Consider the following 25,365-nt stretch of genomic DNA (forward strand, 5'->3'; position numbering starts at 1 on the left):
AGAGATATGTTGAATTTCGAATTTAAGAATCCGGTAAAAATAATATTCGGTAAGGGACAGATTGTAAAGATCAGTCAGGAGATCCCGGAAAATGCAAAAATTTTATTGCTTTATGGTGGAGGGAGTATCAAGTCGAATGGTATCTATGATCAGGTGATGTCAGCGCTTAAAGGCTTTGATGTAACTGAGTTCGGTGGTATTCCGGCAAATCCTGAATATGAAGTACTGATACAGGCATTGAAAGTAATCAAAGATAAGCAGATTACTTATTTGCTTGCCGTTGGTGGTGGTTCAGTTATCGATGGTACGAAATTTCTTTCTGCTGCGGCTTTGTATCAGGGAGAGGAGCCTTGGGATATCTTAAAAAATAAGATAAGAACGGATAAAGGGATGCCTTTTGGGACAGTGCTGACTTTACCGGCTACAGGTTCAGAAATGAATTCTGGTGCGGTGATTACAAGAGCAGATACGCAGGAGAAATTCGGAATGGGCGGACCTGGTTTGTTCCCTGAATTCTCTATACTTGATCCTTTGGTTGTAAAATCTGTTCCGCAACGGCAATTGGCTAATGGGATTACAGATGCGTTTACGCACGTACTGGAGCAATATATGACCTATCCTGCACAGGCATTTTTACAGGACAGGTTTGCGGAAGGCATTATGCAGACATTGATAGAAATAGCACCGAGAATACAGCAGGATCCATCAGATTATGAGGTTGCAGCTAACTTTATGTGGTGCTGTACAATGGCTTTAAATGGACTGATTCAGAAGGGGGTACCTACGGATTGGTCTGTACATGCCATTGGCCATGAACTGACGGCATTGTTTGGTATTGATCATGCAAGGACGCTTGCAATTATTGTACCCAGGCATTATAGGTATAATTTTGAGCAGAAGAAGGAAAAACTTGCACAGTATGCAGAGCGGATCTGGGGCATTCAGGAGGGAACGGTTGATGAAAAAGCTGGCTTGGCTATCACCAGAACGGAATCTTTTTTCCATTCCTTAGGTATTGATACCATGCTTTCTCAATATACGGATGATTATGAAGGGACTGCAGAGAAAATTGAAGAGCGGTTTACCGAAAGAGGATGGTTAGGTTTAGGAGAACATAAAAGCATTAAGCCCGGGGATGTCAGACAGATCGTTGCGTTAAGTTATTAGTACTTAAGAGTCTTACACCAAACAGGAATATAATTGTACTCCTGTTTGGTGTAACATTTTTTTGACAAAATATTTTAAAAGGGTATGGTAATTGTATAGGTTCGCAGGTATAAGTTATACAAGTAATAAATAACACATTGGAGAATACATTTGGAAGGAATATAATTCCACAGAATGAAGAGGCGCGTTTAGAGAACTTAAAAAAGTATAAAATTCTGTATACCAAATCAGAGCCGATCTTTGATCAGCTGGCAGCTGTTACAGCAACCATGTTAAAGGTCCCTTTGGCGATGATCAACTTTGTTGATAAGGACCATGTCTGGACAAAGGCTGATCAGCAGGGTGATTCAGGTAGTGAGGTAGAAAGGGGCACAAGTCTTTGTTCACTGGCTATCCTGAGGGATGAGCTGACGGTTTTTGAGGATGCGCTGATAGAACCTTGTCTGATGTCAAATCCTCTGGTAGTAGGTGAATTCGGTCTTAGGTTTTATGCTGCAGTACCGATTACAACTTCAGAAGGTTTTAATATTGGGGCGGTCTGTATTGTAGATAAAAAGGTCAGGAAATTCACTCCTGCAGATAGGAAAAAACTGGAGTGGGTGGCTCAGCTTATCCAGCTTGAAATAGAAAAGAGAGCTTAACCTTTTCACCATTATTTAGTGCAGATGAATTTTTTGGTATAGGAATTCTGTCCTATTTTTACGACCATGAAGTATATACCGCTGGCATAGTGCGTGAGGTCTATCTGACTATAATATACGCCTGAAAAATCATTTTTCTTTTCACTGTAAAGTTTCTGTCCTGCTATATTGAACAGCTCGATGCTTACCTCTTTTTTATCTGCTATATTGAAATTGATATTCACTTCGTTTCTTGCCGGAACAGGATAAACTACCATATTTAATTCACCTTCAGTCACTTTATTTGAACCAAAAGCGGCATCACCATTTATTCCTGTTAAAAGAATGGAATAGGCTTGTGCTCCACGTTTAAGTGTTCCTTTGTGGGATACATTAAATCTGTATGTTTTTCCTGCAACAGGCTCATCAATTCTAACTTGTTCAACATTATCCCTGGTATTATCTCCTTTTGTTGCCGGAGCTACTGGTTTAGCAGGATCAAGTATCCAGGGTGAAAATGTCACAGATTCCTGAACAGCACGCAGGTCAAGGTCATTGGCTAACCGCGGAGCTGGATTGTTAAGTGCATCAAGGGTACTGATTGGAGTTACTTCCGGGTCAGTCCAGCAAATTGTACCAGTAAGGGGAATTCCGCCTTTTGCTACTACATCAATAAACTGTTGTTCTCCTTGGGTGAGCAGGTTTTCAGCGATTTTACTTTTAATGTGATTATCCAGGATTGCTTGTGCAGCGGCTTCCATATTCAATAACCCCCATCCATAACTGTAGTCAGGGCCCGGAGCGCTTCCTGCTTCGGCTGCAGTACCAATGGCAACGGCTTTTAGTGTTGCAGAACGCATATAGGTGGAGTTATTCTGGCGGCTGTAGAGTTCTTGCAAAAGTATCAGTGAGCCACTGACATTTGGTGTAGACATAGAGGTGCCTGAAAGGGTCGTATAGCGGTCATCGCCTGCATTGCTGGTCGAAGTTACTCTAATACCATCTGCTACTAAATCTGGCTTAATCCGGCCGTCATCTGTCGGTCCCCAGCTGCTGAAGGTAGCTAACTGAATGCGATCGGATGTATAGGGGCCATTTCCCAGCGGATTGATAGCACCAATAGTCAGAATGTTTTTTGCAGTTCCGTAAGTGGCTATATTATCATATTTATCGTTACTGCTTAAACCTTCTGGTCTTTTGCCAGCATCGGCCATCACTTTATCGGCGTTGTATCTGTAATAGTTCCCTCCTATTGGTGGCCCATTAGATGACCTGTTATTTCCTACAGATTTGACCGGAAGGTAATAGGGGGCGTTGTAACAGATTTTATCCCAGTCTGAGGATTGAGAGTCGTAGTAGCCAAATTTATAATCCTCTGTAGCACCTGGTGAAGCGTAAAACTCCCAGCGTTCCGGGTTGATATCTGTGTTTAAAGACCAGCCTGCAACAACTCCATAGGAGTGGTTGGAGATGAGTAGTCCGGCAGCATTTTCAGACATTTCAGGCGTGTCATTGTCGAAGTCAAAGGAGTAGAGTTTAGGAAGCCCGAATGCCATTCCTTTGGCAATTGGGTTTACACCAGCTGCGATCATTGTTCCTGCAACGTGCGTGGAGTGTTCGGATGTGGTCTGGGTTTTGTCCCTGATCTCAATTCTTCCTCCAGCAAATTCGATATGTGTGGTTAAGACTCCATCTCCATCCCATATGGCTACTTTTCCTGCTGGAATAGTACTTCCGTTGAGTGCCAGCCCTAAACCACCGCCATCATATAATTTATTGGTACGTGTGGTTGCTGCGGCAATAATATTGCTGGTCGTTGTATAATATACAGGTAAGCCGGCATCATCGAGGCGTTGCAGCCTTGTGATTGATCCATCCCGGTCTCTTCTGGTTACGGCCCATCCTTTACTGGCAGCAATAGCTAATGCACTCGCTCTTTGTTGATTGGCAGCATTTGCAAGGGCGGCACTATTGGCTCTAAGAAATGTGGCATTGGTAACGCCAGGCATAATGACTTGTTGTGCGTGCACGGACGAAAGTGTAAGACTTGCGCAGAATATTATGGATAATAGTCCACACTTTCGTAAATTGAGAGAATTAATCATAGTGCACAGTAAATAGCTTGAATTGCGTTACGGGGGTACTTCAAATTTAACTTTAATACCTATACAGATGAAATTTTATTTAGCTATTTTTTGTTCGGCAGTAATCCTTGCAAATTTTTCTTGTGCTCCGGGAATTTCGGGTCAGCGGGGTGTTCAGCAAGGTGTGAGAGGGACAGTGTCAGTGAAGGAGGGTAATTTTATGCCGGGGCCTGATCGGAAGCCTGGAGGCAATACCGGGAAGGTTATGCAGCGTACGGTTTATATTTATGCGGTAACAACCGGGGCGCAGGCAGAGGGTGAGGGGCCGTTGTATAAGGCGATCCATCAGCCGTTAGTGGCGAAGGTGAAGACGGATGAAAAGGGGTTTTTTGAGTGTAAGCTGGCACCGGGGGTTTATTCTTTGTTTACTGGTGAGGATGGTGGGGTGTTTTTCGCGGGTTTGTCTAATGGGAGGGGGGAGTTGAATCCTGTAGTGGTTTTTGCGAAGAGGGTTACGGTTTGCGATATAGTGGTTAATTATAAGGCGGTTTACTGATAAATTTTCTGGGGTTTGCCAAGCTATAAAATGTTCTCTAGGGTTTTTCCAGCTAAAAAAAATAAACATCCTATGTTCGGACGACATTAGAAATGAATGTCCTCACATTAGGATATTCATTTTTTTTAGACTCTCCAACTGACGTTCACTTGCTGGTTGGCGTGTTATAGCGAAGGAGCTTAAAATGAGAATAATTTGGATAGTTAAATTGATTTTTAGATCTATAATCAGAAGTTAAATTTGAATAAACTGTTTAATGTTTAATAGCTGGTCAAGTTATTATTGGAAAAACTGTTTTTTCTAAGAAAAAAAAGGCTATTTATTAAAAAAAACTGTTTTGATACTCAAGGAAAATTATAAATGGGAGTAATCGTTAAAGAAATAGAGGCAGCTGTTACCTGGGATTTACGGCATAGGGTGATGTGGCCTGAAAAATCTATTGCTTATGTGAAATTAGATGAAGACAAAGACGGGGTTCATTTTGGTCTTTTTAAAGATGAACAGTTAGTCTCAGTGGTTTCACTTTTCATTACTGGGAAAGAAGCTCAGTTCAGGAAATTTGCAACAGATACCAATATTCAGGGAAATGGTTATGGAACAGAATTATTAAAGCATGTGCTGCTGGTTGCTCAGCAAAATAAGGTGGAAACAATCTGGTGTAATGCCCGTGCTGATAAGGCGTCATTTTATAAAAGATTTGGTCTGGTAAAAACTGGTCATAAATTCAATAAGGGCGGGATTGATTATGTGATAATGCAAAAAACTTTAAACCTTTAAACAATATTTTGATTATTAATCTTGAATTTAGTCTATTTGTCCACTGGATTATAACTGCCATATTGATATCCTTTATAAGTACTTTTGATGAGTACATATTAATATTCTTCTGATAAATATTCTTCTGATTATTAATCCTGAATTTAGTCCATTAGTCTACTAGTCATTTGTTCACTGGATTATAACTGCCATATTGGTATCCTTTATAAGTACTTCTGATGAGTACATCCTAAATATTCTTCTGATGACAATTCTTCATGTTGCTACGCAAGATCAGTGTCTCCTGCTAGTCTGCCATCTAACATAATATATTATCCTCCATATTAATACATCTACCAGCAACATGAACGTCAGTTGGAGAGTCTAAAAAAAAATGAATATCCTAATGTGAGGACATTCATTTCTAATGTCGTCCGAACATGGGATGTTTATTTTTTTTAGCTGGAAAAACTCTAGAGAATTCCTTCTTTTTTCAGAATATAATTATAAATCCCCTCAATCGGCTTTTGCATAATCCTTCCTAACTTCAACCCATTCAACTCGCAAACCTGTTTCAGCGTATCCTGATAATAATAAGCAACAGACCCTACGAAATGACAATCCAGCGTCTTATAATCCTTAAAATTCTTAATATTTACATCAATAAACTCCTGGAAACCATCAATCAATAGCTGATTGATAAAAGGATGCTCCCTGTTCGGGTACATAAACTTACTGAAGCCCGCTAAATAAGTATTAGGAAACGGTTTTTGGTAAACATTAGTGATGATAGTTTCCTTATCCGTATTAAACTCTGCAGCAAACAAGCTCCGCAAATCCTCAGGCATCTGCTCATATAGGTAAGATGTTACTATCTTCTTTCCGAAAGTAGTACCAGAGCCTTCATCACCCAGGATATAACCTAAGCCATAATTGCTGTCATAAGTAGAGACTCCATCAAAATAAGACACATTAGAGCCGGTACCCAGGATACAAATCAAACCCTTCTGATCACCGCAAGTTGCATAAGCACAACCAATCAGATCATTCTCCACACTGATAAAAGCCTTAGGGAAATATAACGATAAACCATTGGAAATAACCTCATGTTTGTCAGGAGTAGAACAACCTGAACCGTAAAAATAAATCTCCCGGACATCAGCCGCAAACTCCTCTGTAACTTTCAATTTCGTGAATATCTTGAAGATATCCTGTGCATTTAAAAAATAAGGATTTATGCCCTGTGTGCTAAAACTGATGGTTTTACCATCTTTATACCCCAGCCAGTCTGTCTTTGAAGAACCGCTATCTGCTACTAAAATCATAAACGAAAGTAATCAACTTATTGAATATTTAAAGTACCACTAATCTCTTTTAAATTAATTTCTGTTAGTTTAGCCTGATATTGCGCATCCAGAAAACGGATAATCGCATTTATAGAATTGCGCTGTGCTTCCCGCAATTCCAGTGGACTTATACTACCTAAACGGTACTTTTCAAAAGTAATATCAAGATTCTGTTTAGCCAAATCGACATTTCCGGTTTCCACCTTTAACAAATCAAGATTAGTTATGTAATTCTGGTAGGTGGCATTCAGCAAAGCACTTATATCCTGCTTTGTTTTGTCCAGGCTTAATTCCGTAGAATTCAGCTGTACCTTCGCATTACGCTCATTCTGCCGCTGCAAAAAACCATTGAAAATATTGAGACTTGCTGTTAAACCATAAGTAAGCCCATTGGCCCTGAACTTCTGATTAAATCCTGTTGGGCTCGTACTTCTTGAAAACTCATAACCACTATTGACAGCTACCGTAGGATAGCGCTGTCCCTTAACCTGTTTCAAACTCAATGCAGCAATCTTTTTGTTGATTAAAGCATTCTGCAAAGTTGGATTCAGACGCTCCATTGATAACTCCAGATCGGCCAATTTCAAGTCATTCTCCATATTCAACCGTTCATTTACTGCAAATACAATATTCAGATCTCTGGCCATCAACTGATTCAGTGTAATTCTCGAAGTATTCAGGATGTTTTTCTGCTGCAGATATAACGTCGTATCTGTATTGTAGTCTACCTTTGCACTCAAAACATCCAATCTGGAACCGCGTCCTATCTTTAACTTATTATCCGCTATCGTTACCCTTAACCTGGAGATTTTCAGTGCACTGTCGGTTGCCAATACCAACTGCTGCTGTCTGACCAAAGCATAATAAGCAGCAACTACATCAGAAACAGTATTCAGTATCGTCAACTTACCATTCACTTCACCCTGCTTTTGTAACTCCTTTAACCGGTCATAATTGGCAAACATCTGAAATCCATCAAAAACTGTCCAGTCCAATGCAACACCATAACTTAGGTTTGTACTGCGTACCCCACTGGATTTTCTCTCCGGGCCGGTTGCCGGAGTTTGAACTGTATTTTGTCTGCTGCCCCCATTGCTAAAAGTTCCCGCAAGTCCGGGAAGCATGCCAGCGTTTCCGGCATTCAGGTTGTTTTTGGCGATCTGTATTTCATTGTTGACCAATCTTATGTCATAATTGTTCTTCAATGCCGTACTGATTGCGTTTTCTAAGCTGAGTGTGTCCTGAGCTATTACTGTTGTTGTGCAGCAGAATAGCAGGAAAACTAAACTATATAAGAGATACTTATTCATTTTTCTATACGCTAATTATTTATGCTGAAGGACTATTTTCTTCAGCCAATGCTGCTTTTAAAGACTCTTGTAAATCAGTGTTTGTTTTATGCTCCTTAGACCAGTAATAATAAATCGAAGGAATTACAAATAAAGTAAGAACCAGTGAGAAAGTAGTACCACCTACAATGACAATCCCCATACCCATCCGGCTTTTTGCTGCCGCACCCAATGCCATAGCAATAGGTAAAGCACCAATGGCGATGGCCAGACTGGTCATTAAAATCGGCCTTAAACGGGAAACAGAAGCCTCTCTGATCGCGTCATGTACACTTTTGCCATTCTCTTTCAGCTGATTCGCAAACTCTACGATCAGAATACCATTTTTTGTGACCAGACCAATCAGCATGATCGTACCAATCTGACTGAAGATATTCCAGCTCTGGCCAAATAACCATAAGGAAAGGAATGCCCCTGCTACTGCCATAGGTACTGTCATAATAATGATAATCGGATCTTTGAAACTCTCAAACTGCGCAGATAAAATCAGGTAAACCAATAATAAAGCCAGCCCGAAAGCAAACATGGTGTTCGAAGAACTCTCCTGGAAATCGCGCGATTCACCGCTCAGGTCAGTCGAGAAAGTTTCATCTAAAATTTTATCCCTGATTCTGTCCATTGCCGCAATACCATCCCCGATACTTTTTCCCGGAGCCAGGCCAGCAGAGACTGTTGCTGCCGTAAAGCGGTTATTCCTATAGAGCTGTGGTGGGCTGCTTTCTTCTTTTGCACTCACCAGGTTATCCACCTGTATCAGTTCTCCTTTGTCATTCCGTACATATACAGAACTTAAGTCCAATGGGTCTTTCCGGTTGCCACGGTCAAACTGGCCGATCACCTGGTACTGTTTTCCATTCATAAAGAAATAAGAAAAACGCTGACCACTTAAGCCCAATTGTAGCGTTTGCGCAATCGCAGAAACAGATACGCCAAGGTTTCTTGCCTTATCCCGGTCTATGGTCAGGTTGATTTCCGGCTTATTGAATTTCAGGTTGACATCAGAAACCGTGAAAGTAGGATCTTTACTTACCTCATCCATAAATTGAGGTACCTTTTCGCGCAGCTTATCAAAATTCTGGGCCTGTATAATATAACTGATCGGTAAACCACCACGACGGCCTACTGAGATGGTCGGTTGCTGGGTAACCAATACTTTTCCTTCTGTATATTTCCTGGTGATCCGCGTCAGCTGTGCTGCAATCTCTTCCTGAGAACGACCACGCAATTCAGGATCAACCAGGCCCATTCTGACAAAGCCACTATTTACAGCACCGCTTCCTCCGAAACTCGGAGATGTAATGGTAATATTCACATTCTTTTCCGGAATAGAATCCTCTACCATTTTGGCAATTTTCATGATGAACCGATCCGTATAATCGTAAGATGCACCCTCAGGTGTAGTAATACTCATATTGATTGCACTTCTATCATCATAAGGAGCTGTTTCTTTCGGTAAAATCTTCCAGAATAACACAATCAGACCTACGCAAGCTACAATGATTGGAATGGCCAGCCACCTTTTATCCAGAAATTTATTCAGGTTTTTAGCATAATTTTCATTCAGCATGACAAAGTAAGGCTCCGACCATTCATAAAACCTCGATTTCTTATGCCCTGTTTTTTTCATCAGGTAAGCATTCAGCATCGGGGTTAAAGTCAGGGAGACAAAAGCGGAAATTAATACCGCAGCACCAATCACAATCCCGAATTCCCGGAACAACCGGCCTACAAAACCCTGCAAAAATACAACCGGTAAGAATACTGCTGCAAGCGTGATGGAAATGGAAATAACGGCAAAGAAAATTTCATTAGATCCTTTAATTGCAGCTTCAAATGGCGAATATCCTTCCTCTACCTTCTTGAAAATGTTTTCTGTAACCACAATCCCATCATCCACCACCAATCCGGTAGCCAGGACAATCGCCAGTAAACTCAGTACGTTGATGGAGAAACCAAAAATGTACATGATGAAGAAAGTGAATACCAGTGATACCGGAATGTCAATCAGCGGCCTGATCGCAATTGCCCAATCTCTGAAAAACAAATAGATAATTAATATAACCAGTACCAGTGAAAGGATAATCGTTTCCGCTACCTCAGTCACTGAATTCTTGATGAACCTGGTATTATCCAGAGAAACATTCAGTTTAATATCTTTAGGAATATCATTTTTTAACCTTGCAAAACGCTTCTCGAATTCTTTTGAAATATCGAGATAGTTTGCGCCTGGTTGAGGAATCAAAGCTACAGCAACCATAGGTTTACCAGACTCTCTTAAAAGGGTTTCCTCATTTTCAGGGCCCATTTCGGCAAAACCAACATCCTTCAATTGAATCACATTATTGCCGTCATTCTTAATGATCAGGTCATTGAACTCCTTCTCATTCGTTAATTTACCCAATGTTTTTACTGTTAACTCCGTATTCGCACCAGTAATTTTACCAGACGGAAGCTCCACATTTTCATTGTCAAGTGCAGTAACGATATCCTGAGAAGTTAAACCATAAGCAGCCAGTTTATTCGGGTCAATACGAATTCTCATCGCATATTTTTTCTGTCCCTGTATCTGCACACTACTTACACCCGGAATAGTCTGTATCCGCTCAGCGATTACATTCTCTGCATAATCACTCAATTCCAGCTGATTTCTTTTATCACTCTGGATGGTCATGGTAATAATGGCGTCCGAATTTGCATCTGCCTTGCTTACTACTGGATTTCCATCAATATCTTTGGGTAGATTCCGGGTAGCCTGTGATACTTTATCACGCACATCATTCGCCGCCTCTTCAATATTTTTACCCAGATTGAACTCTATGGTAATGGTGCTGCTTCCCTGATTACTGGAAGAAGACATGTTTCTGATCCCGTCAATACCATTGATAGATTTCTCCAGTGGCTCAGTAATTTGTGATTCAATAATGTCAGAATTTGCACCTGGATAAGAAGTCCTTACGGAAACTACAGTCGGGTCAATATTCGGGAACTCCCTAACACCCAGAAAATTGTAACCAATAACCCCGAACAGCAGGATCATCAGGTTCATTACAATTGCCAGAACGGGTCTTTTTATACTCGTGGTGGATATACTCATTTCGGTAGGGTTGGTTATTTTACAACTGATACTTTGACAAGGGCACCATCTTTCAATGAAAGAGCACCTGTTGTTAAAACGGTGTCACCGATTTTTAGTCCGGAGTTAATCACTATATTTTCATTGGTACGTGTACCTGATTGTACTTCTATTTGTTTTGCTTTACCATTTTTGCTGATAAATACGGTTTTGCCCCTTAACACAGGAATAATTGCCTGATTAGGAATTAATATCGCATTGTCAACCTTGTCCAGTGTAAGTGACACTTTAGCAAAAGAGCCAGGACGTAGTTCATTATTTGTATTTGCTGCCAGGGCTTTTACTTGTAAAGTCCTGGTTTGTGCATTAATGCCAGGTTCAAGAGCGAATACTTTTCCCTCATAAATTTGTGCCGAACCATCGGTGCGAAAAGTAATCGTTGAGTTTACCTTGATCTGTGCCATGTATTTTTCAGGTACAGAGAAGTTTATTTTTACCGGGTTTGTACTCAGTAAATTGGCAATGATTTTAGTTGGAGTGATGTATTCACCCGTAGAAATAGAACGAAGACCAATTTTTCCACTAAATGGCGCCAATATTGATGTTTTTGCCAGTTGTGCCCGGATCAGCTGCCCTTGAGCTTTTAAAGATTTCAAATCAGCTAATGCAGTGTCATACTCTTCCTGACTGATGGCTCCTTTTTGCAGCAGCTGTTTAGCCCGGTTTTCATTGGCCGATGATAAATTTTGTTTGGTCAGTGCTTCTTGTAATTGAGCCTGAATATCGCGGTCATTAATTTTTACCAGCAGGGTACCTTTAGTTACATTACTTCCTTCTTTAAAAAAGATACCAGTAACTAATCCTGAAACTTCGCTTTGCAGGGCAACCGACTCATTGGCTTCAATAGTGCCGGTGATGTCCAGTTTATTAGCGAAGGAAGTGGCCTGAACCACGATGCCATTAACGGTCATCTGCTGTGGTTTCCCCCCTTTGGAAGAGCCAGCGTTTTTTGCACCTGTACCCATTCCCGAGTTTTCAAGTTTTTTGTTGATAGATATCCTATGATAAATAAGATAAACGATCCCAAGGAAAATAAGGGCGTAAATGACGTATTTCAGTTTCATAATTGGTTCTTGGAGCGACTAATTATACAAAAATATTTAAATATGCGCGCTGACACTACTTGTATTAAGTATGTTACAGCTAATTTCCGATTTAAACTGATAACGAATGCTATATGTTCTAAATTTGCGTCAAAAGAATTATAATATGTTGTTGAAACGAATAGGGATAGGATTATTGATGTTAATTGCACCAGCTCTGGTAGCTAAAGCACAAATTAAAGTTAATTATGAAGTTAGTTTTAAAGAACCGCAAGCACACTATGTGCATGTAAATATGCAGGTAGATGGCTTAACTAAAGAATATATAGATGTTAAAATGCCTGTATGGGCACCAGGCTCTTACCTGATCAGAGAGTTTTCAAGAAATGTAGAAGGCTTTATAGCTACTTCAGGTAAAACAGTGCTTAAAACTGAAAAATTAAAGAAAAATACCTGGAGAGTTTATACCGGCAAATCCAGTACAATAGCGATCGATTATAATGTTTACGCTTTTGAAGTATCTGTGCGTACGCCATTTATTGATGCGACACATGCATTTATATCGCCAACAGCAATTTTTATGTATCCGGATAACCATCTAGCTTTATCCAGCACGGTTAAAGTTATTCCTTTTGAAGGATGGGGTAAGGTGTCTACAGGTTTAGAGCCGGTAAAAGGACAGAAATTCACTTATATCGCTAAGAACTATGATATCTTATTTGACAGTCCTATAGAAGTTGGGAACCAGGAAGTTTTTGAATTTACGGCTGCAGGTGTGAAACATGAAGTGGCGATGTACGGCGGTGGAAATTACAATGCGGAGCGTTTAAAAGTTGATATGGCTAAGGTTGTAGAACAAGCAACTGCGATTTACGGAGAAAATCCAAATAAGCACTATACGTTTATTGTGCATAATTTTCAAAGAGGCGGGGGTGGCTTAGAGCACCTAAATTCTACGGTATTAGGTGCTTCGAGAAATGGTTATGGTACTGAAAACGGCTATAAAGGCTTTTTAAGTCTGGTTGCCCATGAATATCATCACCTGTGGAATGTGAAAAGATTGCGTCCGGTTGCTTTAGGGCCATTTGACTATGAAAACGAAAACTATACTACGGATTTATGGATTGCTGAAGGGTTTACAGCATATTATGAAAATAAATTGATGTTGCGCGCTGGCTTGACTACGCCCGAAGAATTTGTTGCCACACTGACCAGTTCCATGTCTGATGTGATCAATACGCCGGGTGGTTATGAGCAGTCAGCTGCGATGTCAAGTTTTGATGCCTGGATAAAATATTACCGTCCAAATGAGAATTCAAATAACAGTAGTATTTCTTATTACAGTAAAGGGGAGATTGTAGGCATGCTGATGGATCTTGAAATTGCACATGCGACTCAGGGAAAATCAAGCCTGGATGACGTGATGAAAGCCATGTATGAGCAGTGCAAAACTAAAGGCAGGGGATATACTGATGCTGAATTCAAAGCTAAGGCTGAGCAAATCAGCGGAATCAGTTTGACAGACTTTTGGGCTAAGTATGTAAACGGTACAGATACAGTAGACTATAAAAAGTATTTAGGTTTTGCAGGGATCAGTGTGAAAGATGCTGGTAAAAAAGCTGCGTATCTGGGTGTTGCATCAAGACCAGCAGAAGGTCATGTACTCATTACCGCAATATCACGTAACTCTGCTGCATGGGTTGATGGCTTAAATGTTGGCGATGAAGTGATCAGTATTGATGACGTTACTGCTGCACCATCAATTTCCAGTATGGCAGTAGTGCGTACTAAAAAGGTTGGTGAGGTCATCCGTGTCAGAATCATCAGAGATGGGATTGATCAGGAAATTAAAGTCACTTTAAAAGCAAGCCCGAATGTGGACTTGGTTTCTTCAATGGATCCGGCAAGTACAGCCTCAGAGAAAGCAGTTTTTAAAAGGTGGACCGGGGTTTAATCTAAAATCCGCTGTTACATTAAACAAAGAAGGCGTATGGATAAATTCCATACGCCTTCTTTGTTTAATGCTTTTAGTTGTTTCCTTAGAAAGTGAAACGCAATGACAGTCCAACACCTGATGCATCGAAATCAGTATCAGGGGCTAATTGAATAGCTGGTTTCCAGTCTAATGAAAGGTTGATAGGGGCATCAGCAAATTTATAATCCAAACCTAAAACACCGTCAACAGAAAGGTATAAATCGCTTGAATTGTATGGCTTGTATTTTACAGAACCCAAACTAGCACCACCACCATAGTACCAGTTAAGACCACGCGCACCGCTGATTGGCTGGTAAACTTCATATAAGGCAGTTACACGGAAATAGTTGTAGTTATTGTTAGATCTGAAATTGGCAATGATATCTAACATTTTGTTCTCTCCAAGAGAAGTTTTAAATGTTACCCCATTTGCGGCTCCAAAACGACCACCAATAGCATTTTTATAGCTCTGGGCTTTAGAAGATGATTGAATCGCAAAAGTAGCGATTACAGTAAGGCAAAGTATAGTAAATACTTTTTTCATATGATTACTTTAAGTTTAAATGTAAGAATGAGCTGAGCAATTATTATGCCGGGTATGTCATCGGATTGAAATTTAAATGTGAAAACAGGGTGTAAATAGTTTGGAAAACGAGTAGAACTGGCCGGGTTAACCAGGAGTTGAGTTTACTATGAGTCTACCTTTTTCCGGAAATACGTGGATTCATTGTAGAGAGAAGCTGTAGTCGATGTAGTGTCCTACAGAACCACACTATAACAGTCTATAAAAAGTAGCTTATTCAGGACAAATGTAAAAGCAGATGAATGGCGCCAAAAGGAACAAGGGGAGATAATTTCTAGTCTTGATTTTTCAGATTTAAGCACTTAAATGCCTATTAAATATGACGATTATCTGCGTTTGAGAAGATTACAGCAGTAAAACATACCAAAATTAAAATTGGTTTTATTACAATAATTAATTTGTTAGATTTGGGAATAACAAAGTAATCCGGAACTAATTTCGTTCTTGAACCTTACCGGGTTCATCTATATAAAATATTTAAACTGATAAAATCAATATTATGCCTGTAACTGTAACAAGAGTATTTGATTTACTTAAATACAACTTAGAGAAATTCCCAAAAGACGAGTTTATTAGTGGAAAGAGTAATGGGGTATGGAAAAAATATAGCACTCAGCAATTTTCAACTACTGCAGATAACCTGAGTAAAGGCTTACTGCAGCTGGGGATGGGTAAAGGTGATAGGATAGCTGTAATGTCCCACAACAGACCAGAATGGAATATTGCAGATTTTGCTGTAAACCAGTTTGGCGGATACCATGTGCCTTTGTATCCTACACTGGCTGAGCATGATATTAAGTTTATTCTGGAAAATGCAGGTGTAAGTGTATTGTTTGTTGAAGATGAAACATTATTCAAAAAGGTAAAGCCTATTGGTGAAGCTGTTAATCCAGACCTTAAGATTTATACTTTTAACGAAGTCCCAGGTGCAAATCACTGGAGTTTACTGATAGATGCAGGTGCAAAGAGTGAAGGAATTGAGCTGGAAACTTACCGTGCAGCTGTCACCCCTGATGATGTGCTGACTTTGATCTATACTTCTGGTACAACCGGAACGCCAAAAGGTGTTATGCTGACGCACAATAACCTGGTTCAGAATTTTATAAATTCTGCTGTTGTTGTTCCGCAGGGTTTGGAAAATGCACTCAGCTTTTTGCCGTTATCCCATATTTTTGAGCGGATGATTGTCTACCTCTATCTCTATATGGGGGTCGCTGTCTATTATGCGGAGAGTATGGATACTATTGTCGCGGATATCCAGTCCGTTAAACCAAATGCTTTTTCTACCGTTCCACGATTACTGGAAAAGGTTTATGATAAAATCATGGAAAAGGGGAAAGCGCTTACAGGGATTAAAAAAGGTATTTTCTTTTGGTCAGTTGCGCTTGCTGAACAATATGATATGAAAAGTGGCTGGTTTTACAACTTTAAACTGGGGATTGCCAGAAAACTGGTCTTTAAGAAATGGCAGGAAGCTTTGGGTGGAAATATCGTAGTGATTGTTTCTGGTGGTGCTGCATTAAACCCACGCCTGGCACGTATTTTCTGGGCAGCAGGAATGCCCGTTTTTGAAGGTTATGGCTTAACAGAAACTTCACCGGTGATTACAGTTAACCATTTCGACAATGCCATGTTTGGTACTGTCGGGCCTGTGATCGATGGGGTCGAAGTTAAGATTGCCGCTGATGGAGAAGTGCTGACCAGAGGTCATAACGTTATGAAAGGCTATTACAAACGGGAAGATCTGACTGCTGAAGCTATTGATAAAGACGGTTGGTTTCATACTGAAGATATTGGGGAACTGGTCAATGGAAAGTTTTTGAAAATTACTGACCGTAAAAAAGAAATTTTTAAAACTGCTGGTGGTAAATATGTTGCACCACAAATGTTGGAGAATAAATATAAAGAATCGGTATTGATTGACCATATTATGGTACTGGGTGAAAACCGTAAGTTTCCGTCTGCGTTAATTGTACCAAACTTTGAAGCCTTAAAATCATGGTGTACTAAAAAAGGGATTACCTATACTACTGATCATGAAATGGTTCAGAATACCCAGGTCCTTGAAAAATACAACCAGGAAATTGTTAACGGATCTAAAGATTTTGGTAAATGGGAGCAGGTAAAGCGCTTTGTACTACTTACTAAAGCATGGAGCATTGAAGGGGGTGAGTTTACGCCTAAGTTAAGTTTGAAGAGGAAAATTATCCTAGAGAAGAATAAAGAGTTAATTGAGAAAATGTATAAGGACGCAGCGGACTATAAATCTGAAAAACATGAATAGAATGTGTTTTAATAGTAATAAATAATCTTCTTGACTGAAAATTATTTGTCAGATTTCTTTATATTCCATACCTTGGCGGCGTTATATAAGTTTCTGTTCATTTAAAATGGCAGATTTTGCTTCATTAAACATACAGTTTATGAAGAAAAACCTGCCCCTAGACTGCCCGGGGACCTATAAACGAATTTGGTATAGATATTGCTTAAGTATCAAAAAAATACCAGAACTATTTTTTAATAAACTCATATTATGAAACAAAAATTATTCAAAAGTTTGCCGGTAGCTTTAGCTGCCCTTTTAATTGGAGGTGCTGCACAAGCTCAGGAAGCTCCGGTTACTAATGCTGCTCAACAGTTCAGTACCTGGTCTATCGGTGTTAACGCTGGTGTTTTAACGCCAACTTCTCCACTTGGTGGCCACAATGATTTCTCTAAGAACACTTCTAGTTTTGGATATGGTCTTTACGTTAAAAAACAATTCACTCCATATTTCTCTTTGAAATTAGACGGAATCAGAGGTAAATTGAAAGGTGATAACTCTAAATCATTTAATGATGGAAAAGGTGTTGCTATTGTTGGTGGTAACTCTAAATTCGAAACTGAATTAAACTATGCGGCTAGTTTAAGCGCAGAAGTTAACATGTTTAACATTGACTTATTCAGAAAACAAGATGCATTACAATTATATGTAACAGGTGGTGCTGGTTTAGCTGGTTACAAACCAAAAGTTACTGCTGGTAATGTAACTACTGAATATCCAAAAGATGTTAAAGAATTAATCATCCCTGTAGGATTAGGTGCTAGATTTAAAGTTTCTGATAAAGTTAACTTTAACTTAGGATGGTCTGTTTACTTTGTTGATGGTGATAACTTAGACGGAACTCAACGTGGTGGCCGTCACAGTGATAAATTCAACTATGCTCACGCTGGTTTAGAGTTTGCATTGGGTAAAGGAAAGCAATTAGCTTTCAGCAATCCAGTTGCTGCTTCTTATGATGAAGCTATTCAAGCTAAAAACATTGCAAATTCTTTAAAAAGCGATTTAGATGCTCAAAAATCTGAAAATGCTAAATTAAGAACTGAAATGAGCGATTTATTAAAAGATACTGACGGTGACGGTGTTGCTGACAAATTGGATAAATGTCCTAACACTCCATCAGGAACTGTTGTTGATGGTGCTGGATGTCCATTAGTTGCGCCTGCTCCAGTTGTTACTGAAAAAGTAATCATCACTGAAGCTGATCGTAAAGTTGTTAAACAAGCAATTAAAGACTTAGAATTTGATTTGTCTAAAGCGACTATCAGATCTAAATCATATGCTTCTTTAAACCGTGTTGCTAACCTTTTAGTAACTAAAAACTTTAGCTTGAAATTAGCTGGTCATACTGATAACACAGGTTCAGCTGATTTGAACATGAGATTATCTAAAGACAGAGCTGAGTCAGTTAAAGCTTACTTAGTTTCTCAAGGTGCTAATGCATCTAGAATCGAAGCTACTGGTTACGGTAAAAACCAACCAATTGCAACGAACAAAACTGCAGCTGGTCGTCAGAAAAACAGAAGAGTAGAATTTACTTTATACTAGTCTGAAACCAATATTTTAGAAGCCGCCAGGGTCAAACCTGGCGGCTTTTTTTGTGCTCTTTTTTTTATTAGTATGTAATTGTTTTTCAGCGGTTATGAAGCTATCATGATTTTGATATTCATTTCGTTATGGAGTCTGAAAAATCATGATGGTTTCTTGCATCCTAGTTTTATATTCTTTAGCTTTGTTATGCAAGCATAGCAATTAATGAAACAACAGGAAACAATAGATTATTTATTGAAAGTGGTTTGGCAGAACATGTCAAATACTTATAACCAGATCGCATCTGAATTTGGAATCACGCAAGCTATTGGTTATGTGTTGATTAATATCGATAAAGATGGAACGGCAGTCTCACAGCTTGCAGGACTGCTTGGAGTGAAGGCGACCAGCTTGTCCAGAATGCTAAACAATATGGAGGAATCCGGGTTGATATACAGGGAGGCCTCTTCTGGAGATAAAAGATCCGTAAAAGTCTTTCTGACAGACTTCGGCCGGGAAAAGCGGCAAGTGGCAAAAAGCGTTGTCCGCTCTTTCAATGAATACCTGAATGATCATTTGACTGTACCAGAAAAGAACGGCCTGGTACAAAGCTTACAGAAATTAAATAAACTCACTTTAGGATATACAGTAACTACAGGAAATGATGAACAAAAAGATAAATAAAGTAGCGGTATTAGGCTCCGGTATCATGGGCTCACGCATTGCTTGTCACTTTGCGAATATAGGTGTAGAAGTATTGTTGTTAGATATTGCACCGAAAGAACTCAGCCCTGAGGAAACAGCCAAAGGCTTGACGCTGGAAAATCCGGCAGTTCAGAACCGTATTGTCAATGCAGCTTTGCAAAATGCCATTAAAACTAATCCTTCCCCGGTTTATACCAAAAAGGTAGTCAACAAGATTACCACTGGTAACTTCGAGGCCGATATGTCTAAAATTGCCGGCGTAGACTGGATTATTGAAGTCGTAGTTGAAAATCTTGATATTAAGAAAAAAGTATTTGAACAGGTTGAGCAGTTCCGTAAAGCCGGAACGTTAATTACCTCCAATACTTCTGGTATCCCTATACATTTAATGACCGAAGGAAGAAGCGATGATTTTAAAGCTAATTTCTGTGGTACACACTTTTTTAATCCACCACGTTATCTGCGTTTACTGGAAATCATTCCTACTCCGGACACCAGGCCTGAGCTGGTAGATTTCTTAATGCACTATGGAGATAAATTTTTAGGTAAAACCACGGTTTTATGTAAAGATACGCCTGCATTCATCGCCAACAGAGTAGGCGTATATTCTATGATGGCTCTGCTGCACCTGGTAGAGAAACTGGACTTGACAGTAGAAGAAGTTGATAAATTTACGGGACCTGCTTTAGGCAGACCAAAATCAGCTACTTTCCGTACTTCTGATGTGGTAGGTTTAGATACGATGATTAAAGTATCCAAAGGACTTTATGATAACTGTCCTGATGATAAAGCTCATGATTTATTTAAGCTTCCTGACTACGTTGTTAAAATGGAAGCCAATAAATGGTTAGGGGATAAAACCAAACAAGGTTTCTATAAAAAAACAAAAACTGCTGACGGTAAAACAGAGATTTTAGCGCTTGATTTAAAAACACTGGAATACCGTGTTCAGCAGAAAGTGAAATCTGCTACGCTTGAACTGACTAAACCAATCGAAAACGTCAGAGACAGAATGAAAGTTTTTGCCGCTGGTAAGGATAAAGCAGCAGAAGTGTTCAGACATTCTTTCTTTGGCTTGTTTGAATATGTATCTGACAGGATCCCTGAAATTTCAGATGAACTTTACAGGATTGATGATGCCCTGCGTGCGGGATTCGGATGGGATTTAGGCCCGTTTGAAGTTTGGGACGCTGTAGGTATTAAAGAGTCATTGGAAGACATGAAAAAATATGGACATGAGGCTGCTGCCTGGGTTCATGAAATGCTTGCCGCTGGCCATACTACTTTTTACAAGGTAGAAGATGGCGTTAAAAAATATTACGATATTCCTTCTAAGAGCTATAAAGCATTACCAGGTGCTGATTCATTTATTATCCTGGATAATATCCGTACGACTAAAACAATCTGGAAAAACTCAGGTGCTTCTATTCTTGATTTAGGTGATGGAATATTGAATGTGGAATTTCATTCCAAAATGAATACCATCGGGGGCGATACCCTTCAGGCTATCAACAAAGCAATAGACTTGGCAGAAAAGGATTACAGAGGAGTAGTTATTGGTAATGATGGTGCCAACTTCTCGGCGGGTGCAAATGTTGGAATGATCTTCATGATGGCTGTAGAGCAGGATTGGGATGAGCTGAACATGGCAATCAGAGCATTCCAGAATACTTCGATGCGAATCAGATATTCTTCAATTCCGGTTGTGGTAGCTCCACATAACCTCACGCTGGGTGGTGGATGTGAATTCAGTTTACATGCGGACCATGTACAGCTGAATGCAGAAACTTATATGGGGCTGGTTGAATTTGGTGTAGGGGTGATCCCTGGCGGTGGAGGCACAAAAGAATTTGCCCTGCGTGCTTCTGATGAGTACAAAGATGACCAGATTGTTCAGAATATACTGAAAGATCGTTTCCTGACTATCGGAATGGCTAAGGTTTCTACCTCTGCGCTGGAAGCTTATGAATTAGGTTACCTGCAAAAAGATAAATTCTCTGTTTCTATGAACCGGAGCAGATTGATTGCGGATGCTAAAGCAAAAGCTATTGAACTGGCAGATGCTGGTTATACACAACCTGTGAGAAGAAAAGATATCAGAGTGCTGGGTAAACAAGGCTTAGGAATTGTTTATGCAGGTGCAAATACGATGTATTCGGGCCATTACATTTCTGAACATGATAAAAAGATATCAGAAAAACTGGGTTATGTAATGTGTGGCGGTGATTTGTCATCTCCTACAGAAGTAACCGAGCAGTATTTACTGGATCTGGAAAGAGAAGCTTTCTTATCACTTTGTGGTGAGCGGAAAACTTTAGAAAGGATTCAGAGTATTGTGACCAAGGGTAAACCACTTCGTAATTAACCAGAGGATTTAAAGATAATATAATGTTTAACAGCAAAGGCTTAGCAGGATTTATTCCGCTGAGACTTTTCTTAACTACATCAAAAAATGCAAGAAGCATATATCATAGCAGGTTTACGTACAGCAGTGGGCAAAGCACCACGTGGCGTATTTCGTTTTACCAGGGCCGATGATCTGGCTGCTGAAGTCATCAAACAATTGGTAGCCTCAGTGCCTAATCTGGATAAAGATCAAATAGATGATGTCATTGTTGGTAATGCAACTCCGGAAGCAGAACAAGGATTAAATATAGGCCGTATGATTTCCCTGATGGGACTGGACACGGTTAAAGTTCCGGGTGTAACCTTAAACAGGTACTGCGCATCAGGATTGGATACCATAGCGACTGCGGTTGCTAAAATTAAAAGTGGAATGGCAGACTGCATTATCGCCGGTGGTGTTGAGGTCATGTCTGGTATGCCTTTCGGTGGATGGAAAGTAGTTCCTAATTACGAGGTCGCTAAAAAGAACCCGGACTGGTACTGGGGCATGGGGCTTACTGCCGAAGCTGTAGCCAATGAATATAAGGTGAGCAGAGAGGATCAGGATGAGTTTGCTTTCAGGTCAAATATGAAAGCAGTTGAGGCGATAAAAAATGGACATTTAAAAGCTGGAGTCGCACCAATCACAGTGACTGAAAACTATCTGGATGGTCAGCAAAAAAAGAAGACCAGAAGTTATGTTGTAGATACCGATGAGGGGCCGCGTGCGGATACTTCTCTGGATAAGTTAGCTAAGCTTAAACCTGTTTTTGCAGCTGATGGAAGTGTAACAGCTGGTAATTCTTCTCAGACTTCGGATGGTGCGGCTTTTGTGATCGTCGTTTCTGAAAGTAAGTTGAAAGAACTTGGGGTTGACCCTATTGCCCGCCTGGTGAGTTATGGTGTGGTAGGTGTTCCGCCAAGAATTATGGGTATTGGCCCGATTGAGGCTATTCCTCTGGCTTTAAAGAAAGCTGGTCTGACCTTAGAACAAATGGACTTAATTGAACTGAATGAAGCTTTTGCTTCTCAGTCACTGGCAGTGGTCAGAACTTTAGGCATCAATCAGGATATTGTAAACGTGAATGGCGGTGCGATTGCTTTAGGTCACCCGCTAGGCTGTACAGGTGCAAAACTTTCTGTGCAATTGTTCCATGAGCTGAAACGCAGGAATGGTAAATACGGAATGGTGACAATGTGTGTGGGTAGCGGACAAGGTGCTGCTGGTATTTTTGAACTTCTTTAGCGGTTATTAAAAGCGCTTCATTATAAAATATAAACAGGAAATCTCCGGGAAAACCCCCGGTAGATTTCAATCACAAAGAATATGGAAACTACAGACAAAACAAAAGTAAAAGGTGGCGAGTTCCTGATTAAGGAAACCACATACCAGGATGTATTTATTCCTGAAGAATTTGATGAAGAACAGCAAATGATTGCACAGACGTGCAGGGATTTTCTGACAACGGAAGTATACCCTAACCTGGACCGCATTGATAAAATGGAAGAAGGGCTGATGGCTTCACTGGTAACTAAAGCAGGTGAATTAGGCTTGTTGGGTGTTTCTATTCCTGAAGAGTACGGTGGTTTCGGTAAAAACTTTAATACTTCTATGCTGGTTGCTGATGTAATTGGTGCTGGTCATTCGTTTGCAGTTGCAATTTCTGCACATACAGGTATTGGTACTTTACCTATTCTTTATTATGGAAATGAAGAGCAGAAAGCGAAATATATTCCAAAATTGGGTTCGGGTGAGTGGAAAGCAGCTTACTGTTTAACAGAGCCAAATTCAGGATCCGATGCAAACTCTGGTAAAACTAAAGCAAAGTTATCAGCAGATGGTAAACATTATGTAATTAATGGTCAGAAAATGTGGATCACCAATGGTGGTTTTGCTGACATCTTTATTGTATTCGCGAAAATCGATGGTGATAAAAATCTAACTGCATTTATTGTGGAGCGTGAGTTTGGTGGGGTAACGATGAACCCTGAAGAGCATAAAATGGGGATCAAAGGATCGTCAACACGTCAGGTATTTTTCAACGATTGTGCAGTACCTGTAGAAAATATGCTTTCAGAGCGTGAAAACGGATTTAAGATTGCTGTTAATATTTTAAATATTGGCCGTATTAAATTGGCTGCTGCTGCTGTCGGAGCTTCGAAAGCGGTGATCAGTACTGCAATCAATTATTCAAATGAGCGTATCCAGTTTGAGCGCCCGATTTCAAAGTATGGTGCTATTCGTTATAAGATTGCCGAAATGGCAACCAAAGTTTATGCGGTAGAGTCTGCTAATTATCGTGCAGGTCAGAATATTGACGATGCCTATGAGGCATTGGTTGCTGGCGGTATGGATAAGAGTAAGGCAAAATTAAAGTCTACAGAGCAATTTGCTGTAGAATGTGCGATCCTTAAAGTCTGGGGTTCTGAAGCGTTGGATTATGTAGTGGATGAAGGTGTTCAGATTTATGGTGGAATGGGCTTCTCTGCCGATGCCCCAATGGACAGAGCATACCGTGATGCAAGGATCAACAGGATTTTTGAAGGAACAAACGAAATCAACAGGTTATTAACTGTTGATATGATGTTGAAAAGAGCAATGAAAGGTGAATTAGACTTAATGACCCCGGCAACTGCTGTAGCTGCCGAATTAATGTCTATTCCTGATTTCGGTGAAGAGGATGATACGCTTTTCGCAGCGGAGAAAAAAATCATTCAGAACCTGAAAAAAGCAACCTTAATGGTTGCCGGAGCTGCAGTTCAGAAGCTAATGATGAGCCTTTCTAAAGAACAGGAAATCCTGATGAACATTGCAGATATGGCAAGTTATGTTTACGTAGCGGAGTCAGTGATGTTGAGAACAGAGAAGCTGGTTAGTTTAAGAGGGGCTGAAGCTTGTGAAGGACAACTGAATATGATGCGTATCTATTTTGTTGAAGCGGTTGATGCTTTACAAAAAGCTGGAAAAGAAGCTTTGTGGGCTTTTGCTGAAGGCGACGAACAACGCATGATGTTGGTAGGACTAAAAAGATTTACTAAAGTAGAGCCATTTAATGTGAAAGATGCACGTCAGAAAGTTGCACAACAACTGATTGCTGAGAATAAATATTGTTTTTAACAGTTTAATTTTAAGCTGGTAGCGGCCGGATCATATCCAATGATGCGGCCGCTTTTTTTTTTGGTAATTGTTAAAATTGGTTAAATATTGTACCATCCCTAATAAAAGACTATTTTTGTGCAATATGTTTAAAATCAAAACTCTGTTATTGTTGATAGCCGCCGCTTGTGCTTTTGCAGCCTGTAAAACAGCTCCTGCTTATGATAAAGCTGCGCAATTAGCAATTGACGATGATTTGATTAAAATATATATAGATTCTGTTAACAAGGTGGCTGTAGGAGCTGCAAAAATAACAGCACTAAAGACTCCTGAAGGTTTATATTACCAGATTTATGACGGAGGTAAAGGTAGCGCAACTTATGAACCGACAGATACAATAAGAATGCGTTATACCGGAAGTACCATCAAGCAGTTGTTATATGATATGACTCCGGTAGTCACTGACGATCTGGTTCCGAAATTTGTTTTTGGCTCCGCTATAGAAGGCTTGCAAAAAGGACTCCGCATGATCCAGCCGGGTGGGCATATCAGATTAATTATACCTTCAACGATGGCTTATCAAAACAGGGTAGTTCCTGCAATACAACAAAGCAACAGATTACCTTCATTTTTGCCTGCAAATTCAATATTGGATTTTGACATTCAATTAATCGAAGTAAAAAAATACGTACCAATAGTCCAACCAAAATAAAAAT

General features: G+C 39.9%; 18 protein-coding genes. 12 read left to right on the top strand and 6 right to left on the bottom strand.

Annotated elements, in window-relative coordinates:
- Positions 1-6: 6 nt before the first annotated feature.
- Both AY601_RS23120 and AY601_RS23125 read left to right on the top strand, forming a co-directional pair.
- Positions 7-1,167 (top strand): iron-containing alcohol dehydrogenase, encoded by a 1,161-nt coding sequence (locus AY601_RS23120; protein WP_068405763.1) that lies wholly within the window; start codon positions 7-9, stop codon positions 1,165-1,167.
- A 137-nt stretch (positions 1,168-1,304) separates the two neighbouring features.
- A complete protein-coding gene (locus AY601_RS23125; RefSeq protein ID WP_068405766.1) occupies positions 1,305-1,808 on the top strand; it encodes a GAF domain-containing protein in 504 nt (167 codons plus the stop codon).
- A gap of 11 nt (positions 1,809-1,819) precedes the next feature.
- On the opposite strand, the gene AY601_RS23130 is transcribed toward AY601_RS23125, so the two are convergent.
- Complete coding sequence (locus AY601_RS23130; RefSeq protein WP_198163570.1) at positions 1,820-3,817, bottom strand: S8 family serine peptidase; 1,998 nt, start codon at positions 3,815-3,817, stop codon at positions 1,820-1,822.
- 142 nt (positions 3,818-3,959) lie between these two features.
- Here AY601_RS23130 and AY601_RS23135 point away from each other — a divergent pair, with 142 nt between their 5' ends.
- Positions 3,960-4,427: a hypothetical protein gene (locus AY601_RS23135; RefSeq protein ID WP_068405772.1), complete on the top strand. Its 468-nt coding sequence runs from the start codon at positions 3,960-3,962 to the stop codon at positions 4,425-4,427.
- A 360-nt stretch (positions 4,428-4,787) separates the two neighbouring features.
- Positions 4,788-5,204 (top strand): GNAT family N-acetyltransferase, encoded by a 417-nt coding sequence (locus AY601_RS23140; protein ID WP_068405775.1) that lies wholly within the window; start codon positions 4,788-4,790, stop codon positions 5,202-5,204.
- A gap of 452 nt (positions 5,205-5,656) precedes the next feature.
- Here the strand turns inward: AY601_RS23140 and AY601_RS23145 are convergent, their stop codons facing one another.
- From AY601_RS23145 to AY601_RS23160, 4 genes are read right to left on the bottom strand one after another with little or no spacing between them, the layout of a single operon-like run.
- Positions 5,657-6,508 carry an N-acetylglucosamine kinase gene (locus AY601_RS23145; protein ID WP_084359422.1) on the bottom strand — a complete coding sequence of 284 codons (852 nt, stop codon included), beginning with the start codon at positions 6,506-6,508 and terminating at the stop codon, positions 5,657-5,659.
- A gap of 17 nt (positions 6,509-6,525) precedes the next feature.
- A complete protein-coding gene (locus tag AY601_RS23150; RefSeq protein ID WP_068405780.1) occupies positions 6,526-7,839 on the bottom strand; it encodes a TolC family protein in 1,314 nt (437 codons plus the stop codon).
- A gap of 19 nt (positions 7,840-7,858) precedes the next feature.
- A complete protein-coding gene (locus tag AY601_RS23155; RefSeq protein ID WP_068405783.1) occupies positions 7,859-10,972 on the bottom strand; it encodes an efflux RND transporter permease subunit in 3,114 nt (1,037 codons plus the stop codon).
- Positions 10,973-10,986: 14 nt separating this feature from the next.
- Positions 10,987-12,075: an efflux RND transporter periplasmic adaptor subunit gene (locus AY601_RS23160; RefSeq protein WP_068405785.1), complete on the bottom strand. Its 1,089-nt coding sequence runs from the start codon at positions 12,073-12,075 to the stop codon at positions 10,987-10,989.
- 106 nt (positions 12,076-12,181) lie between these two features.
- Here AY601_RS23160 and AY601_RS23165 point away from each other — a divergent pair, with 106 nt between their 5' ends.
- Positions 12,182-14,008: a M61 family metallopeptidase gene (locus tag AY601_RS23165; RefSeq protein ID WP_232324655.1), complete on the top strand. Its 1,827-nt coding sequence runs from the start codon at positions 12,182-12,184 to the stop codon at positions 14,006-14,008.
- Between the two features lie 85 nt (positions 14,009-14,093).
- Here AY601_RS23165 and AY601_RS23170 read toward each other — a convergent pair whose 3' ends face one another.
- Positions 14,094-14,573 (bottom strand): hypothetical protein, encoded by a 480-nt coding sequence (locus tag AY601_RS23170; RefSeq protein WP_068405791.1) that lies wholly within the window; start codon positions 14,571-14,573, stop codon positions 14,094-14,096.
- Between the two features lie 538 nt (positions 14,574-15,111).
- Between AY601_RS23170 and AY601_RS23175 the strand changes: the two genes are divergently transcribed.
- The 7 genes from AY601_RS23175 (at position 15,112) to AY601_RS23205 (ending at position 25,361) form a co-directional block, all read left to right on the top strand.
- Positions 15,112-16,896, top strand: coding sequence for an AMP-dependent synthetase/ligase (locus AY601_RS23175; protein WP_068405794.1), 1,785 nt, complete (start codon positions 15,112-15,114; stop codon positions 16,894-16,896).
- 249 nt (positions 16,897-17,145) lie between these two features.
- On the top strand, positions 17,146-18,480 hold the full coding sequence (locus AY601_RS23180; RefSeq protein ID WP_068405797.1) for an OmpA family protein: 1,335 nt from the start codon (positions 17,146-17,148) through the stop codon (positions 18,478-18,480).
- 207 nt (positions 18,481-18,687) lie between these two features.
- Entirely contained in the window at positions 18,688-19,146 is a 459-nt protein-coding gene (locus AY601_RS23185; RefSeq protein ID WP_068405800.1) for a MarR family winged helix-turn-helix transcriptional regulator, read from the top strand.
- Positions 19,127-21,532: a 3-hydroxyacyl-CoA dehydrogenase/enoyl-CoA hydratase family protein gene (locus tag AY601_RS23190; RefSeq protein ID WP_198163716.1), complete on the top strand. Its 2,406-nt coding sequence runs from the start codon at positions 19,127-19,129 to the stop codon at positions 21,530-21,532. Before AY601_RS23185 ends, AY601_RS23190 begins: the two co-directional genes overlap by 20 nt.
- Positions 21,533-21,619: 87 nt before the next feature.
- Positions 21,620-22,798 carry an acetyl-CoA C-acyltransferase gene (locus AY601_RS23195; RefSeq protein ID WP_068405806.1) on the top strand — a complete coding sequence of 393 codons (1,179 nt, stop codon included), beginning with the start codon at positions 21,620-21,622 and terminating at the stop codon, positions 22,796-22,798.
- 81 nt (positions 22,799-22,879) lie between these two features.
- On the top strand, positions 22,880-24,670 hold the full coding sequence (locus tag AY601_RS23200; RefSeq protein ID WP_068405809.1) for an acyl-CoA dehydrogenase family protein: 1,791 nt from the start codon (positions 22,880-22,882) through the stop codon (positions 24,668-24,670).
- Between the two features lie 124 nt (positions 24,671-24,794).
- Positions 24,795-25,361 (top strand): FKBP-type peptidyl-prolyl cis-trans isomerase, encoded by a 567-nt coding sequence (locus AY601_RS23205; RefSeq protein WP_068405812.1) that lies wholly within the window; start codon positions 24,795-24,797, stop codon positions 25,359-25,361.
- Positions 25,362-25,365: the final 4 nt, after the last annotated feature.

The sequence above is a fragment of the Pedobacter cryoconitis genome (assembly GCF_001590605.1).
Taxonomy (GTDB): Bacteria; Bacteroidota; Bacteroidia; order Sphingobacteriales; family Sphingobacteriaceae; genus Pedobacter; species Pedobacter cryoconitis_A.

Coding starts and splice junctions, on each gene's coding strand:
- AY601_RS23140 (WP_068405775.1), top strand. CDS start 4,788: ATGGGAGTAATCGTTAAAGAAATAGAGGCAGCTGTTACCTGGGATTTA.
- AY601_RS23170 (WP_068405791.1), bottom strand. CDS start 14,573: ATGAAAAAAGTATTTACTATACTTTGCCTTACTGTAATCGCTACTTTT.
- AY601_RS23155 (WP_068405783.1), bottom strand. CDS start 10,972: ATGAGTATATCCACCACGAGTATAAAAAGACCCGTTCTGGCAATTGTA.
- AY601_RS23200 (WP_068405809.1), top strand. CDS start 22,880: ATGGAAACTACAGACAAAACAAAAGTAAAAGGTGGCGAGTTCCTGATT.
- AY601_RS23150 (WP_068405780.1), bottom strand. CDS start 7,839: ATGAATAAGTATCTCTTATATAGTTTAGTTTTCCTGCTATTCTGCTGC.
- AY601_RS23175 (WP_068405794.1), top strand. CDS start 15,112: ATGCCTGTAACTGTAACAAGAGTATTTGATTTACTTAAATACAACTTA.
- AY601_RS23180 (WP_068405797.1), top strand. CDS start 17,146: ATGAAACAAAAATTATTCAAAAGTTTGCCGGTAGCTTTAGCTGCCCTT.
- AY601_RS23205 (WP_068405812.1), top strand. CDS start 24,795: ATGTTTAAAATCAAAACTCTGTTATTGTTGATAGCCGCCGCTTGTGCT.
- AY601_RS23190 (WP_198163716.1), top strand. CDS start 19,127: ATGAACAAAAAGATAAATAAAGTAGCGGTATTAGGCTCCGGTATCATG.
- AY601_RS23120 (WP_068405763.1), top strand. CDS start 7: ATGTTGAATTTCGAATTTAAGAATCCGGTAAAAATAATATTCGGTAAG.
- AY601_RS23195 (WP_068405806.1), top strand. CDS start 21,620: ATGCAAGAAGCATATATCATAGCAGGTTTACGTACAGCAGTGGGCAAA.
- AY601_RS23160 (WP_068405785.1), bottom strand. CDS start 12,075: ATGAAACTGAAATACGTCATTTACGCCCTTATTTTCCTTGGGATCGTT.
- AY601_RS23145 (WP_084359422.1), bottom strand. CDS start 6,508: ATGATTTTAGTAGCAGATAGCGGTTCTTCAAAGACAGACTGGCTGGGG.
- AY601_RS23165 (WP_232324655.1), top strand. CDS start 12,182: ATGCTATATGTTCTAAATTTGCGTCAAAAGAATTATAATATGTTGTTG.
- AY601_RS23185 (WP_068405800.1), top strand. CDS start 18,688: ATGAAACAACAGGAAACAATAGATTATTTATTGAAAGTGGTTTGGCAG.
- AY601_RS23135 (WP_068405772.1), top strand. CDS start 3,960: ATGAAATTTTATTTAGCTATTTTTTGTTCGGCAGTAATCCTTGCAAAT.